This window comes from Providencia sp. PROV255 (assembly GCF_028478065.1).
Classification (GTDB): Bacteria; Pseudomonadota; Gammaproteobacteria; order Enterobacterales; family Enterobacteriaceae; genus Providencia; species Providencia rettgeri.
On the sequence record NZ_JAMPMI010000004.1, the window covers coordinates 1 to 14,162 of the forward strand.

The 14,162-nt window shown below is 38.6% G+C and carries 15 protein-coding genes and 1 other RNA gene; 6 read left to right on the forward strand and 10 right to left on the reverse strand.

Features of this window, described 5'->3' with window-relative positions:
* On the forward strand, positions 1-236 hold a 236-nt coding region (locus PR725_RS03695), incomplete at its 5' end, for a phage tail fiber protein (RefSeq protein WP_442959422.1).
* Between the two features lie 134 nt (positions 237-370).
* Here PR725_RS03695 and PR725_RS03700 read toward each other — a convergent pair.
* The 4 genes from PR725_RS03700 to smpB form a co-directional block, all read right to left on the reverse strand.
* Positions 371-793 (reverse strand): hypothetical protein, encoded by a 423-nt coding sequence (locus PR725_RS03700; protein WP_272567629.1) that lies wholly within the window; start codon positions 791-793, stop codon positions 371-373.
* Between the two features lie 517 nt (positions 794-1,310).
* A complete protein-coding gene (locus PR725_RS03705; protein ID WP_272567633.1) occupies positions 1,311-2,129 on the reverse strand; it encodes a hypothetical protein in 819 nt (272 codons plus the stop codon).
* A gap of 166 nt (positions 2,130-2,295) precedes the next feature.
* Positions 2,296-2,659, reverse strand: a transfer-messenger RNA (tmRNA) gene (ssrA, locus tag PR725_RS03710).
* A gap of 48 nt (positions 2,660-2,707) precedes the next feature.
* Positions 2,708-3,190, reverse strand: coding sequence for an SsrA-binding protein SmpB (smpB, locus tag PR725_RS03715; protein WP_004265004.1), 483 nt, complete (start codon positions 3,188-3,190; stop codon positions 2,708-2,710).
* A gap of 153 nt (positions 3,191-3,343) precedes the next feature.
* Between smpB and PR725_RS03720 the strand changes: the two genes are divergently transcribed.
* Entirely contained in the window at positions 3,344-3,778 is a 435-nt protein-coding gene (locus tag PR725_RS03720; protein WP_004912851.1) for a type II toxin-antitoxin system RatA family toxin, read from the forward strand.
* Entirely contained in the window at positions 3,762-4,067 is a 306-nt protein-coding gene (locus PR725_RS03725) for an RnfH family protein (protein ID WP_181937050.1), read from the forward strand. The genes PR725_RS03720 and PR725_RS03725 overlap by 17 nt, the downstream gene beginning before the upstream one ends.
* Before the next feature lie 173 nt (positions 4,068-4,240).
* Here the strand turns inward: PR725_RS03725 and bamE are convergent, their stop codons facing one another.
* The 3 genes from bamE to nadK all read right to left on the reverse strand — a co-directional run bounded on the left by bamE (position 4,241) and on the right by nadK (position 7,393).
* Positions 4,241-4,633, reverse strand: coding sequence for an outer membrane protein assembly factor BamE (gene bamE / locus PR725_RS03730; RefSeq protein ID WP_004265001.1), 393 nt, complete (start codon positions 4,631-4,633; stop codon positions 4,241-4,243).
* 112 nt (positions 4,634-4,745) lie between these two features.
* Positions 4,746-6,407, reverse strand: a complete 1,662-nt coding sequence (recN, locus tag PR725_RS03735; RefSeq protein ID WP_004912847.1) for a DNA repair protein RecN — start codon at positions 6,405-6,407, stop codon at positions 4,746-4,748.
* Between the two features lie 86 nt (positions 6,408-6,493).
* On the reverse strand, positions 6,494-7,393 hold the full coding sequence (gene nadK / locus PR725_RS03740) for an NAD(+) kinase (RefSeq protein WP_110732043.1): 900 nt from the start codon (positions 7,391-7,393) through the stop codon (positions 6,494-6,496).
* 101 nt (positions 7,394-7,494) lie between these two features.
* Between nadK and grpE the strand changes: the two genes are divergently transcribed.
* A complete protein-coding gene (gene grpE, locus PR725_RS03745) occupies positions 7,495-8,088 on the forward strand; it encodes a nucleotide exchange factor GrpE (protein ID WP_004912841.1) in 594 nt (197 codons plus the stop codon).
* A 105-nt stretch (positions 8,089-8,193) separates the two neighbouring features.
* On the opposite strand, the gene ung is transcribed toward grpE, so the two are convergent.
* The gene (ung, locus tag PR725_RS03750; protein WP_004912838.1) at positions 8,194-8,889 is read right to left on the reverse strand and encodes a uracil-DNA glycosylase; all 696 of its coding nucleotides are present in this window, start codon (positions 8,887-8,889) and stop codon (positions 8,194-8,196) included.
* A 380-nt stretch (positions 8,890-9,269) separates the two neighbouring features.
* Between ung and grcA the strand changes: the two genes are divergently transcribed.
* Both grcA and PR725_RS03760 read left to right on the forward strand, forming a co-directional pair.
* Positions 9,270-9,653: an autonomous glycyl radical cofactor GrcA gene (gene grcA / locus PR725_RS03755; RefSeq protein WP_004912835.1), complete on the forward strand. Its 384-nt coding sequence runs from the start codon at positions 9,270-9,272 to the stop codon at positions 9,651-9,653.
* Positions 9,654-9,811: 158 nt separating this feature from the next.
* Positions 9,812-11,257, forward strand: a complete 1,446-nt coding sequence (locus tag PR725_RS03760) for an ankyrin repeat domain-containing protein (protein WP_109911443.1) — start codon at positions 9,812-9,814, stop codon at positions 11,255-11,257.
* Between the two features lie 32 nt (positions 11,258-11,289).
* Here PR725_RS03760 and srmB read toward each other — a convergent pair whose 3' ends face one another.
* Both srmB and gltS read right to left on the reverse strand, forming a co-directional pair.
* Positions 11,290-12,627, reverse strand: a complete 1,338-nt coding sequence (gene srmB / locus PR725_RS03765; RefSeq protein WP_196723768.1) for an ATP-dependent RNA helicase SrmB — start codon at positions 12,625-12,627, stop codon at positions 11,290-11,292.
* Positions 12,628-12,809: 182 nt separating this feature from the next.
* A complete protein-coding gene (gene gltS / locus PR725_RS03770) occupies positions 12,810-14,015 on the reverse strand; it encodes a sodium/glutamate symporter (protein WP_042851630.1) in 1,206 nt (401 codons plus the stop codon).
* Positions 14,016-14,162 lie beyond the last annotated feature (147 nt).

Below are 14,162 nucleotides of genomic sequence, written 5' to 3' on the forward strand. Positions count from 1 at the left end.
AAATTTTTGTTTTCCACCAACAGAACGCAGATATGCCAGAACGTTTCCAGAACAAGCGCATTAAGCACTTTGATGAAGAAGGCGTGCCTGTTTACTTCGAAAATTACGAACCTTGTGACGTACCTGAATCGCGCTGGATAGACATGCGTGTCGAAATGCCACCTAACTCACTCTACAATCAAAAGCAAGCTGAAGCTGAGAGACTTGCAAAGATAGAAGCAGAGCGATTAGCGTAAGAAGAATCTAAATGTATTGCTGAAGAAGCGGAAAGGGCAGAGCAGGAAGCTGCGGAACAGGTAGAAGAACAGTAAATATTGATGCGCCAACTCGAGTGGTTGGCGCATTTAGATGAATTAGGTTTATATTCCTTTTACAGTACCTGCCCGAATTCGGAAAAAGGTACATCAGGCGGGTTTGCTAGAGCTTTACTAATGGCATTTAATACTGGAATTAGAACATGGATGATATGGGAATCTTTGGGTACTCCCAAAATAAAATCTTGGAACCCATAGCGCTTATCAACAAAGTAATTCTTAATCTTGCTAAAAAATTCCAGTAACTCCTCTTGTGTTTTGATCGAGTTAGTGACTTGTGAAATCTCTTGTGTCACACGCATTTTTAGCTCATCATCAAGAGCATTGAACAGTAATTGCAAGTTGTGTATTTTGTATTTTTCAGGAACGTCCAAACGAGAGTGCCACATTGTGAGACGATTTTCTTCATTAAACTCAGATTGGACCACTTGGCCATTTTTGATAACAAAATCGAATGGTGCAGAAATTCTTTCTACCAAAAATGCTTTGAAATAAAGCTCGATTGCAAAAGCTGCGTTGGTATAAATAACATTTCGCTTAACATCGTGTGCATCTAGATTACTTTGAATAAAGTTGGTCGCTACATCACGAAATGCGTTGGCAGTATCAGTAATTTCTTGTGGGGTAACATAGATTGTGGATTCAAAACCGGGGTTTTCATATTCTTTTTTTTTTGCGTTTAGTCATTATGATTTTTCTCAGCATGAGCAAATTAATAGATTAATAATTGCATGATTATATATGAAAGATTTTCTCAGAACTGTGATGTTTCTCTTGAGTGACCTGCTGCATAATGATTTATACATTATAGGCGCAGTGAGGTTAATATTTTTAGTGAACTTCAGTTATTTAAGTTGCGATTATACACTAGAGTTATACTAGTCATTTTTAGGCATAAGAAAACCAACCTTAACTAGTTGGTTTTCTTATGGAGCTTTGGTCGATATGATAGAATTTAAACCTACGACCCGACACCCTATGATGCGTAAAATATACTTATTCACTTTTCTTTATCTTAAGATTTGCAGGATATGAGCGAGTGAGAAAATAAGCAAAGATAGCGCTAAAAATGACTAAAGCTAGATAAACGCGGATCACGGACAATAATGAAAAACTAGTTGTATCTAGTTCAAGATTAGCTGATTCTGGAAAATAAAATGTAGATATTAGTATCACTGTAGAAATTCCACCAATAATAGCAAGTCCTTTTAGAGCAGATGCATTTAAGAATAATACAAATTGTTCAATTAGAGCTGAACCATTAAAATTATTTGAAGGTACAGGTTTATCAAATGGAGATAAAACCCCTTTTAATTTACCAGTCAATGCCAAGCTGTCGTAATCGCCTGTATGGAGAATTTCTATACGAAAACCTTCATTTTTTTCAATAAAATCAAATTCAATAAAAATACAACCGTCTTGAAGTTTTAAGGCAGGACTCACTGTTTCACTATTGATATTCTTAATTTGATAGCGAAGTATTTGAGTTGAATCTTTAAAAGTGATGCGCAATGGTTGTTTTGTGTCTAAAGCGCTTTTATCAATAACTGATTTTCCAGAATTCCATATTACAAACTCTGAGGATGAAACGCTATCAACCTGTTTACCTTCAAACAACACGCTTATTTGCGGCGATAATTCAGAATGCTCTTTACCAATTAGGCTTCTAAACTCAACAGCACTGGATAATTTTGGTTTTGCTTCTGACTTTATGTAAAAAAATATAGCCAATAGTATACCAATAAGACCAATTGAAATCCCCGCGGAACCAGAATAGAGGGGATCGGACATTAAATTTTTAAATGTTTGCCACATAAAAGCTCCATATAAAAAAGCCCACCGAAGTGGGCTTTTAGTAACTCTCAAATGCGCGTGCATTTCACGTGCACTTTCTAGTCTTAATGTTGCCAGTGTCTAGTCCAACTGATTTTGCTAACTTCCTGTTTTTAAACCTGTTGTCCTATCACTGACCCACCAAATTTGGTGGAGCTGGCGGGAGTTGAACCCGCGTCCGAAATTTCTACATCCTCGGTACTACATGCTTAGTCTAGTCTTTAAATTCATTTGCCAGCTGCGGACAGACACGCCACTAACAAACTATCCTGATTAAATTTAACGCTTCAACCCCAGGCAAGGCATCCACGCGATCTCTTTTGGGTTTGACCTCTCTTGATCCCCGTCCTAAGAGCGGAGGCTAGGGAGAGAGGGCTCTAAGCAGGTTATTAAGCTGCTAAAGCGTAGTTTTCGTCGTTTGCGACTATTTTTTTGCGGCTTTTTACGAGGCCAACCGCCCCTCGGCATGCACCTTGGGTTTCGCAAATCCCGTCGAATCCAGAATCAGCCCCAAGTTGTTGAGCTCAGTATAACAGAAAAATACTCTATAAAGCTAGAGGTTAGCGGTTAGAATGTTTCATTATACGTGCTTTATCGAGTTGCCATTCACGTTCTTTAATATCAGAACGTTTGTCGTGAGATTTTTTACCTCTGGCAACACCAATTTTAACTTTACACCATGCATTTTTCCAGTAGAGAGAAAGTGCAATAACGGTATAACCTTCACGATTAACTTTACCGTAGAGTGTATCTAATTCGCGTTGATTTAAAAGTAATTTACGGCTACGCGTTGGGTCGCATACAACATGCGATGATGCAACAGTCAGTGGTGTGAAGTTTGCACCGAATAAATAAGCTTCACCGTCCCGTAATAGAACGTAGCTATCTCCAATGTTGGCTTTGCCTGCACGGAGTGATTTAACTTCCCAACCTTGTAGGGATAGACCCGCCTCGAACTCCTCTTCGATAGAATATTCGTGGCGAGCACGCTTGTTCATAGCAATTGTTGCTGAACCGGGTTTATATGGTTTTTTCTTTGTCATAGTGCAATCATTATACTGTAAGCTGAGTTGAAAGAAATCTTTCTAAGCTGATATTTTTTTGATTGTGCAAATCTTGCCCTATGTGGGTTTTGTTTTTTGTTTAACCAATCAAAGATGGTATTATACGCTCAGTTTTTGGGGATAGGAATTGATATGCCACAGATTAGTCGCTCTGCGTTGGTCCCTTTTAGCGCAGAACAAATGTATAAACTCGTTAATGACGTTATTTCATATCCAAGCTTTTTGCCGGGGTGTGTAGGTAGCCGAATTATTAGTCATAGCTCTGAAGAAATGACCGCTTCTGTTGAAGTGTCAAAAGCAGGTATTAGCAAAACTTTTGTCACAAAAAATGTGCTAGAGGATAATAAATGCATACACATGCAACTTGTTGAAGGGCCATTTAGTAAATTAGCTGGTGGTTGGAAATTTATTCCTTTAAGTGCAGACGCTTGTAAAATCGAGTTTCATCTTGATTTTGAGTTTACAAATAAATTGATAGAGCTTGCGTTTGGCAAAGTTTTCAAGGAACTAGCAAATAATATGGTTCAAGCTTTCACTTTAAGAGCAAAGGATGTATACAGTGTCTGAGCTGAATATTGAAGTGACATATGCGCTTCCTGAAAAGCAATTTTTGCTATCAGTCAAAGTGAAAGAGGGGACGACAATAGAAGAAGCGATACTTGCTTCTGGTATCCTTGCCCTTAGGGATGATATTGATCTTAAAAAAAATAAGATTGGTATTTATAGTCGCCCCGCTAAATTGACAGATTTAGTGCAAGATGGAGATCGAGTTGAGATTTATCGACCTTTGATTGCAGACCCAAAAGAGTTACGGCGTAAAAGAGCTGAAAAATCTAAAGAAGTTAAAAATAAGTAAATTAATTTTATGTAGCGAACCGAGCAAAAGCTCGGTTTTTGTCTTTAAATTTATTTGTGCAAAATGCTTTTAATAAATTTTTAATAAAGATACTCATAATAACAACCTGCCTGAATAAGTCCTTCAGAAAACAGGTTGTTATTGTCACACTAGGTGGTTCTTAGTGTTTATGGTTAGTCAGCTGTTTTAGTTTCTGATGCTTTTGTTTCAGCAGCTTCCATTGATTCCTGCGCGGCAAGATTTTTCTCATTTTTGATGTCAGTAAGAATACCATTACGATCAAAGATAAGAGTCAAAGTTTCTTGCTGAACTGGGTCATGCCCAAGTTCTTGGCGGAAAACATAATACCAAGTCTGAGTACCAAACGGGTCAGATAACATTGGGGTGCCCAAAGTATAAGCAACCTGTTGCTGTGTCATTCCTTTTTGGATCTTAGCGACATCTTTCGCTGTGAGGTAATTACCTTGGTTAATGTCTGGGTGATAGACAAGACGTTCCATCATTGAACAGCCCGTAGACATTAATGCGAGTGATAGCGCGGCAGCAGTTAACAATTTATAACGCATGGATATCTCATTCCTTTTGGAGTCAGAACATCAATGATAATCGACATTGATACAATTTAAAACCTTCCTTATCGACTCTAAGACCACATGAGCGTAAAAAAGTTGTCAAAAATTATGCTGCAAGCAACTCTTTTGCATTGGCTAGCGTATTTTTTGTTACCGCAGATCCAGCAAGAAGACGCGCAAGCTCTTGTAATCTAGATTTTTTATCCAATAATTGCATACGAGTTTCTGTTTCTACACCATTTGTCTCTTTACTGACATAAAAGTGGTGATGACCGCACCCTGCCACTTGGGGTAAATGTGTAACGCACATAACTTGCGTTGATTCACCTAATTCACGTAGTAACTTCCCTACAATTGCTGCTGTTGGTCCACTAATACCGACATCGACTTCATCAAATATTAATGCGGGCGTATCCATTTTTTTAGCTGTAATCACTTGGATTGCTAGTGCTATACGTGATAACTCACCGCCCGATGCCACTTTCGCAAGTGCTTGGTGTGGCTGCCCTGGGTTAGTCGTCACATTGAACTCTACTTTACAGGCACCATCAATTTGTAGTTGATCTGGAGTAAATTTTACATCAATAGTAAACAGACCATGAGGCATTGAAAGTTGGTGCATGCTATTGGTAATTAATGTACTTAATTCTTGAGCATAATGTAAACGTACATGGTGTAAACGTTCCGCACATTCGAGAGCAATATGATGATTTACTTGTACTTGCGCATTTAACGTTTCAGAGTCTTCATTTTGGCTGGCTATTAGTTCTTGTTCGCTCAGTAATTGCTGAAATAATTCGGGTAAAGCTTCGGGAGTGACATGGTGTTTACGCGCTAAGTTAATTTGTTTAGAAATGCGTTTTTCTAGTTCAAACAAGCGATTAGGGTCAAGCTCATATTGGTCACAATAATGCTTTATTTCATCACTGACTTCGCTGACTTGTATCGATGCTTCTTCAAGCATATCAAGTAGCTCTGAAAATTTAGGGTTGAGAGCGACTAGATCAGATAATTCATTTTTTGCCATATTTAATAAGCTAATAACATTCGAATCATCATTTTCAGATAGTATTTGCGTTGTTGTTTGGCCAATAGCTAAAAATTGCCCATGATTAGCGAGTTGTTTATATTCTTGGTCTATCTCTTCAAATTCCCCTTGAACAGGGAGGAATTCGTTCAGTTCTTTTAGATGATATTCTAGCAACTGTTGTCGAGATTCACGTTCTTGCATTTGTTTTTGAAATACAGCTAATTGTTGGCAGGAATCGTGCCATGTTTGCCATGCTTTTTTCATTTGAGCAATTAGCTCTTGCTGGTTTGAATAGGCATCAAGCAGGGATTTTTGATGGGCGCTATCTAGTAAGAGTTGGTGTGCGTGCTGACCATGGATTTGGATCAGTAATGTTCCTAACTCTCTAAGTTGCGATAAAGGAACTGAAACGCCATTAATGAAACCACGTGAACGGCCATCAGGAGAGATAGTGCGGCGTAATAGGCATTCATTTTGGTTATCGAGTTGGTGCTCAGTAAGCCAATTGGCAGCCAGTTGAGCATCCATTAAGGAAAAGCGAGCACAGAGGTCGGCACGTTGTGCACCGGGGCGCACCATATTGGCTTCACCCCGATTGCCTAAACACAGGCCAAGTGCATCAATAGCAATGGACTTACCCGCACCTGTTTCACCGGTTATGGTTGTCATGCCATTACGGAAATCAATTTCTAATTCACGTACGATTGCAAAATTATTGATTGTTAGTTGGGTAAGCATCGGCGCTCTCCTGTAAAAATACACACCTGTGTTTTAATACAGTGTATGACTGTTTTTTTATACAGTAAAGAGGCAGATTGAAAAAATTAAAAAGTTTTTTTAGCCCATCCTAATTTTGAACTTAACGTGTTGAAATAATTATAATCTTGTGGATGAACCAAATTAAGATTTTTATTACTACGTTTGACAATGACTTCTTCACCGTCCTGAATAGGGAGCATGATTTGGCTATCACAGCTGACTTCATAATCAATATTTGTTCGTAAAAACTTCAGCCGAATACTGCTGTCACTGCTAATCACCAGAGGTCTAGAGGATAAGGTATGTGGAAACATTGGAACCAATACAATAGCATCCAAATTCGGGGTTAAAATAGGGCCTCCAGCGGAAAGTGAATAAGCTGTAGAACCTGTTGGTGTGGCAATGATTAAACCATCAGAACGTTGAGAAAAGGCAAATTTTTCATCAATATAGACCTCGAACTCGATCATATGAGCAACTTTACCAGGGTGTAGAACAATTTCATTAATTGCGGTGCTTTTACGTGCTTTTTGGTTAGCTTTAATGACTTGTGCTTCTAGTAAAAAACGCCTTTCTTCGCGGTATTCACCTTCAAGAACACGTGAAAGTTGTTGTAATGCATTATCCGGGTCTAAATCGGTAAGAAAACCGAGATTACCACGATTTACACCAATAACTTTATTATTATACCGAGATAATATACGAGCAGCGCCGAGCATATTGCCATCTCCCCCAACAACAACAACTAAATCAGCCTGTTGGCCTATTTCAGTTAATGTTCCAGTGTTGGCATTGACTAATTTTAAATCTTTAGCAACTTGTTTATCGATAATGGCCTGATAGTTTTTTGAAATTAACCAATGGTATATTAATTCATGAGTTGCCAATGCTTCAGGGTGCCTAGGGTGCCCGACAATGCCTATCGTTTTAAAATGTAGTAGTGGTGTATTATTGTCCTTTCGCATACTTTTTTGGCCTCTGATTGTATGACTTCCCTTGAATCCCTGTATTAGATCCCCATAATACTCTCATATATGGGATTAATGCTAAATACGCGGAGATATTCATGAGTAGTAAAGACCAAAACATGCATGATGAGCAAGCTTTTGAACAAAATGAATCACAAAAAGTGCAAGCTGAGCAAGAAGCCAGCGTTCAACAAGCTGATGAATTACAAGCAGACGAACAAGCGTTAGCCACGCGTATTGCTGAGCTTGAACAACAGTTAGAAGCCTCACAAAAAACTGAACGTGAAGCGATGTTGCGTGCACACGCAGAAATTGAAAATATTCGCCGCAGAACTGAGCAAGATATCGAAAAAGCACATAAGTTCGCACTGGAAAAATTCTCAAATGAATTACTACCAGTGATTGATAACTTAGAACGTGCGATAGATGCAGCAGATCACGAAAGTGAAGAGTCTAAAGCGATGTTAGAAGGGCTAAATTTAACGCTAAAAACTTTTTTAGATGCAGTGGCTAAGTTTGGGATCGAGCCTGTCAGTGATATCAATGTGCCATTTAACCCTGACGTTCATCAAGCGATAACGATGATTGAGTCACCAGATCACCAAGCTAATCATGTGATTGAAGTTATGCAGAAAGGGTATACATTAAACAACCGTTTACTAAGACCTGCAATGGTGATTGTCTCTAAATAAAGAGCATCGTTATTTAAATGGAGGCAAATGCCCCCAAGAGAATATTACTAAAGGGAAATCTATCAATTGATTTCCCTTTTTTATGACTTAGTGCCAAAAAATCATCTATGGTTGCAGATTTGGCTCATCTATTACAGGGTTCCAATCAATAGGTGTTTTACCTTGTTGTTCTAAAATAGTATTAGTTTGTGAGAAATGGCCACAACCTAAAAATCCTCGATGAGCAGAAAGTGGGGAAGGGTGAGGAGCCTTGAGTACATGGTGGCGCTTTGTATCAATTATTTTACCTTTTTTCTGTGCATGGGAACCCCACAGTAGAAAAATAACGCCTTGTGTATTTTCATTGATTGCTTCAATAACTTTGTCCGTGAAGGTTTCCCAACCTAAATGGGCATGGGAGTGAGCATTGCCTTGTTCTACGGTGAGAACGGTGTTAAGGAGTAAAACACCCTGTTGAGCCCAACTGAGCAAATATCCATGATTAGGTCTTTGAAAGCCAGCGATATCCTTTTCTAATTCTTTATACATATTCACTAATGACGGTGGTGGCTTAATACCAGGGAGTACGGAAAAAGAGAGGCCGTGGGCTTGTCCTGGGCCATGATAAGGGTCTTGTCCTAGGATAACGACTTTAATATCGGCAAGTTCGGTATACCTAAATGCATTAAAAACGTCGTCTTGAGCAGGGTAGATAATTTTACCATTTTTGCGCTGTTCTGCTACATAAGCGAGTGTCTCTTTGAAATAGGGTTTTGATTTTTCAGGGCCAATAACATCGTGCCACGTAATGGAGTTTGACATGAAATATTCCATAACAATGAATTTAGGAAGGAACAATTATATGAACCAGTTGATAGCTATAAGCTTACTGGTTCATGAGAGAGAGATAAAGCCCTGATATTGACTATTAATTTTAAAAAAAAATTGAAAATTTATACAAATAGTTAAAAAAATAAATTGTTAATTTTGATTTAAATCATAAAGTTGGGGTGATTGAATTAGTTGCTAAGTGGAATAATTGATAAATATCAAAGAAAATAGGGGATCTAGCTGGTATAAAATAACTATATACATTGGTTAGACCAAATATCCAATTACAAGTTTTCATAAGATTGATGGTTAATGTAGCTTCGATTTATTACACAAATCGAATGCAATCTAGCTCGAACGTGGAGGTCGACATGATTACAGGTATTCAAATTACTAAAACTGATAATGCAGCATTGTTGAATTCGTTTTGGTTACTGGATGATGAAAAAAATGAAGCTCGTTGTGTTTGTGCGAAAGCCGATTACAACGAAGGGCAAATTGTTGCTAAAGATGAATTAGGTGCTTTTGAGTATCGCGAAGTTCCTTTAGAAATGAAACCTACCGTACGTGTTGAAGGCGGTCAGCACTTAAATGTTAACGTATTAAGCCGTGAAACATTAGAAGATGCAGTTAAAAATCCAGAAAAATATCCGCAATTAACAATTCGTGTTTCTGGTTATGCCGTGCGTTTTAATTCATTAACGCCTGAACAACAACGTGATGTTATTACCCGTACTTTCACTGAAAGTCTGTAATAAATATTAGACATAATTACATCTAGTAATATATATTAAATTCTAAAGCCATTGTTATCAATGGCTTTTTATTTGTTACTAATAAAGTTGATTATTTCCCACCTTGGTTATTTGTATTTCAATATTCTTCCAACAAATACACTTGTTAGGGAGAAATCATGTCATTATCTACACAACAAATACTATCAAAAAAAGATGAGTATATTTTTGTTAGAGAAAATTTAAATATTTATCTACGGCACCAACATCAAGATATTAAATCATGTATAACAGAGTTATGGCCTAAAGATGTATTAAGAAAAGATTTTTTAGGCACTCAGGCACAATCAAAAGATTATATATTAGCTCTACTAGCACAAGGCGCTTATCATAAAAATTGGCGGAATATACAGGGTATTGAAAAATTAAGTAATAAAGATATTTATGATCTCGGAATTAATGCGGAATTATTAAATGACGAGCAAACGGGATTTCAAGCTAATATTTGTCGATTCAATGGCTTATATGTCCTTTGTTTTGCAGGTACTAACGATATTATCGATTTTTATAGTAATATCCGTCAAGGACTTGGTTTTTATGAGTCTCAATATTTTCAAGCTGTTGGTTTGATGAATATTTTATTCAATGCAGTAAATGGAAATACGATTTGTACGGGGCATTCATTAGGTGGGGGATTGGCTTCAATTGCGGCGTTAGCGAGTCAATCACCTTGTATTGTATTCAGTCCTGCAGGATTGGCAAAAAACACGATTAATAATATTGGGATTGATTATCACGTTGCTGAAAAAATTGCACAAGAAGGGTTGATACGTTATTACACGGTACAATATGACTGGCTCGATAGATTGCAAAACTCTTTACCGATCCCTTCTGCTTTGGGAAATTGTATTAAAATGGCTTATAGCGAACATAACTCTTGGAAAGATTGGTTACCGACCCGTTTAATAACAAGAAGTTTTATAGCTCATTCAATGCTTAAAATTATTAAGGTTATGTGCAAATATAAACCATGGAATAACTGGAATGCAATCACAGGTGAATATAATAAGGTACAAGAAATACCACTAGAAATTTTTCCTATTAAAGAAGAAAAACAGGGGATAAGTTGGCAAGAATGTTGTGAAAGTGCAATCAAAAAAGGAAATATAACTGAATTTTCAGCACTCTTATCATTAGATCATAAACCTTGTGATATTAATGTATTGGCACAACAGTCAGTCAGAACTGCCAATGGGCAATTTATTAAAGCTTTAATTGAATCTCGATATGGTCAAACAATTAAAATGCTTCAATCAAAAGGGCAAAAAAGTATTTTACATTTAGCTGCGCAAAATGGCCGTCTTATACAATCGCAGCTTTTATTGAAAAATGGATTAACAGTAAACATTAAGGATAGTTTAGGAAATACGCCTTTACATGATGCTTTAAATAGCCATGCACTCGATGTTGCTACACTATTATTGGAAAATGGAGCTGATTGGCGTATTAAGAATAATAAAGGCCTAGATTGTAAGGATATACTTGGTAACCATATTATTAAGCCTGATCTGCTGACTCATGAAGGAAAACAAATGCGAGAGAAAGTTTTACAAATGATGGGCTAAATAAAAAACGGGCCTAAACCCGTTTTTAGTCATTAGCTTTTATCGTTAGCGGTTGATATAGAAGGGCTAACAGGAGTACGACGTTTTCCAATATTTTTCTTGTCGCGATGGCGTACTTTTTCTTTTTTCTTAGCTTGTTCTTCTTTTTTCTTTTCTTTACGCTTAGCAAGTACTTTCTTTGATGGTTTTGGTTTATTTAACATCGCTTCTGAAGGGGCTTTAGTTGTTGGACGTAAAGAATCAACAACGCGAATCTTGATAGGCTCTTCAATATAACGAGTTATTTTACCAAATAATGGAAAGTCATGCGCTTCGACTAAAGAAATTGCCGTGCCTTTACGGCCAGCTCGGCCAGTACGGCCAATACGGTGTAAGTAGACATCTGCAGTTCTAGGCAAGTCAAAGTTAAAAACATGGCTAACGTTTTCGATATCTAAGCCACGAGAAGCTACATCTGTTGCAACCAGTACTTTAACTTGGCCATCAACGAGGCGGCGTACAGCTTCATTACGCTTAGCTTGTGGCATTTCCCCTTCAAGATAACAAGGTTCGATACCCGTTTCGCGTAACCATTGGACTAATTCACGTAAACGCTCACGCTTACGTACGAAGACGATGGCTTTGGTGACTTCATCTTGTTTTAACAAATGGCACAGTAAGGCTGTTTTATGCTCTAGTGTGTCAGCACGGTAATGAAATTGCTGAATTTTTTTACGTTCACGACGTGAAGGGTCGGCATCAATTTCAATTGGATCTTCTAATAAACGCTCAGCAAAGTCACGAATAGCTTCGCCTTCAAGAGTGGCAGAAAACAGCATTGTTTGCTTGCGCCAGCGTGTTTCGCCTGCAATTGTTTCTATGTCATTGGCAAAGCCCATGTCGAGCATGCGGTCAGCTTCATCAAGGATCAAAATCTCAACTGCGCGGCAGTCAAAGTTTTCTTCCTTAATATACTGGAGTAGTCGGCCTGTTGTTGCGACGACAATATCTTGATTTTCGCTGAAAACTTCAGCGTGGTTCATATAAGCAACACCACCAGTGATGGTAGCGATATCTAGATGATTATGGGCGCATAATTCTTTTGCTTGGTCAGCAACCTGCATGGCTAGTTCGCGAGTTGGCGTGACAACTAGAACGCGAGGCGGCCCTGATTTCTTTCTCGGGAAATCAAGTAAATGTTGGATCGCAGGCAGTAAAAACGCGGCGGTTTTACCTGTTCCTGTCGGGGCTGAACCTAATACATCGCGGCCATCCATTGCAGCAGGAATTGCTGCCGCTTGAATCGCGGTCGGACGTTGATAGCCTTTGTCTGAAAGCGCATTAATTAGGCTTTCATCAAGTTCAAGTTCAGTAAAAGTGGATGCAGTCATGATATACCTCTATTTGGGGCGCTGATTATAAACAGGTTAGCAAAATTGTTCACCTGAAAAAATCAGCTTTGCTCAAGTGTAACTGTTTTCACTACGGACAGGGAGCGATATATCTATGGATATGAGTGAAATATATAGAAGGTAAATAGTTGAAGGAGGAGAGAGCTCCTCCTTCAGTATACTTAGCTAAGCATATTAATTAACCATGTATGATAAGGGATACCCACTAAGTCAATGAGTACTGCACCACTGAGTGGCACAATCATGAAAGCTTTCATCGAAACTTGTTTGTAACGTTCACAAACCGAGGACATATTTGCCATTGCGTTTGGCGTCGCACCTAAACCATGCCCCATTAAGCCAGCACACATTACCGCAGCATCGTAGTTTTTGCCTAATAAGCGGAAAATGACAAAGACAACTAACAAAATTAAAATAATAACTTGTGCTAATAGGATGGTGAATAATGGCAAAGCAACGGCTTTTAACTCCCATATTTTCAATGACATCATAGCCATAGTCAAAAATAGGCCAAGTGAAACTTCAGAGATAAGGTCAACCGACTTTTGGTTAATACGGAACAATTCGACTTGGTCATTAATATTACGGATAACTATTGCAATAATCATCGCCCCGACATAGCTGGGTAATGAAAAGCCAGTTGCTTTGGTAAACTGCGCTGAAGCGAATTGACCGATAACCATAATCCCTAGAACGAGAGCTAGCATTTTTAAAAAAGCGTGAGCATCGATAGATTCAATTTTCCCTGCGATAGTTTCAGGAACCTGAACTCGCTCAACGTTTTCATCAGCTTTAATCTGCACGTTAAATTTCTTAATTAAGAATGTTGCAATAGGGCCACCGAGTAAGCTCCCTGTAATTAGGCCAAAAGTTGCCGCAGCAATGGCTGCAACCGTTGCGGATTGCACGCCAAGGCCCTCAGCCATGCCCCCGAAGGCTGCCGCACCGCCATGGCCTCCAGTAAGAGAAACACCACCAGCCATGATACCGATAACGGGATCAACACCGAGTAAATGCGCAAGGCCTGCACCAAAAGTGTCTTGGAAAATAACGACAAACCAGCAAATAAACAGGTAGATAAAGAGTAACCGGCCACCACTTTTTAAGATGCGGAAGCTGCCATCAATACCAATGGTAGTAAAGAAAGCGACCATTAAAAAGGTTTGTAAACTGGTATCAAAATTGATTTCAGCAAGGTTAAATGATTTGAGCCCCCAAATAATCAAACTAACCAGAAAACCGCCAATGACGGGAGAAGGAATACAAAAGCGCTGTAGCCATTCGATACGTTTTTTTAAGTGGATCCCCATGAGTAGGCAGATCACCGTTAGGAAGAGGGTGGAGAGTGTGTCGAGGTGTAGAATCATATTTTTCCCTTTTTAACTGTTGTCTTTCACGCTACAGCGTTGTTGGCCGCGCTCCGTTACCCTAGTCACATACTTTTGTATGCTCCTAGGGATAACGTCACTTGCCGCCTAGCTGTAACGCGAAATTCAATAGTTAAAAACCATTAA

What these genes read in the sequence shown, in the direction of transcription:
- bamE (WP_004265001.1), bottom strand. Translation starts at nt 4,633, where the DNA reads ATGCGTTATAAATTGTTAACTGCTGCCGCGCTATCACTCGCATTAATG.
- grpE (WP_004912841.1), top strand. Translation starts at nt 7,495, where the DNA reads ATGAGTAGTAAAGACCAAAACATGCATGATGAGCAAGCTTTTGAACAA.
- recN (WP_004912847.1), bottom strand. Translation starts at nt 6,407, where the DNA reads ATGCTTACCCAACTAACAATCAATAATTTTGCAATCGTACGTGAATTA.
- PR725_RS03725 (WP_181937050.1), top strand. Translation starts at nt 3,762, where the DNA reads ATGTATACAGTGTCTGAGCTGAATATTGAAGTGACATATGCGCTTCCT.
- PR725_RS03705 (WP_272567633.1), bottom strand. Translation starts at nt 2,129, where the DNA reads ATGTGGCAAACATTTAAAAATTTAATGTCCGATCCCCTCTATTCTGGT.
- srmB (WP_196723768.1), bottom strand. Translation starts at nt 12,627, where the DNA reads ATGACTGCATCCACTTTTACTGAACTTGAACTTGATGAAAGCCTAATT.
- ung (WP_004912838.1), bottom strand. Translation starts at nt 8,889, where the DNA reads ATGTCAAACTCCATTACGTGGCACGATGTTATTGGCCCTGAAAAATCA.
- gltS (WP_042851630.1), bottom strand. Translation starts at nt 14,015, where the DNA reads ATGATTCTACACCTCGACACACTCTCCACCCTCTTCCTAACGGTGATC.
- grcA (WP_004912835.1), top strand. Translation starts at nt 9,270, where the DNA reads ATGATTACAGGTATTCAAATTACTAAAACTGATAATGCAGCATTGTTG.
- PR725_RS03720 (WP_004912851.1), top strand. Translation starts at nt 3,344, where the DNA reads ATGCCACAGATTAGTCGCTCTGCGTTGGTCCCTTTTAGCGCAGAACAA.
- nadK (WP_110732043.1), bottom strand. Translation starts at nt 7,393, where the DNA reads ATGCGAAAGGACAATAATACACCACTACTACATTTTAAAACGATAGGC.
- smpB (WP_004265004.1), bottom strand. Translation starts at nt 3,190, where the DNA reads ATGACAAAGAAAAAACCATATAAACCCGGTTCAGCAACAATTGCTATG.
- PR725_RS03760 (WP_109911443.1), top strand. Translation starts at nt 9,812, where the DNA reads ATGTCATTATCTACACAACAAATACTATCAAAAAAAGATGAGTATATT.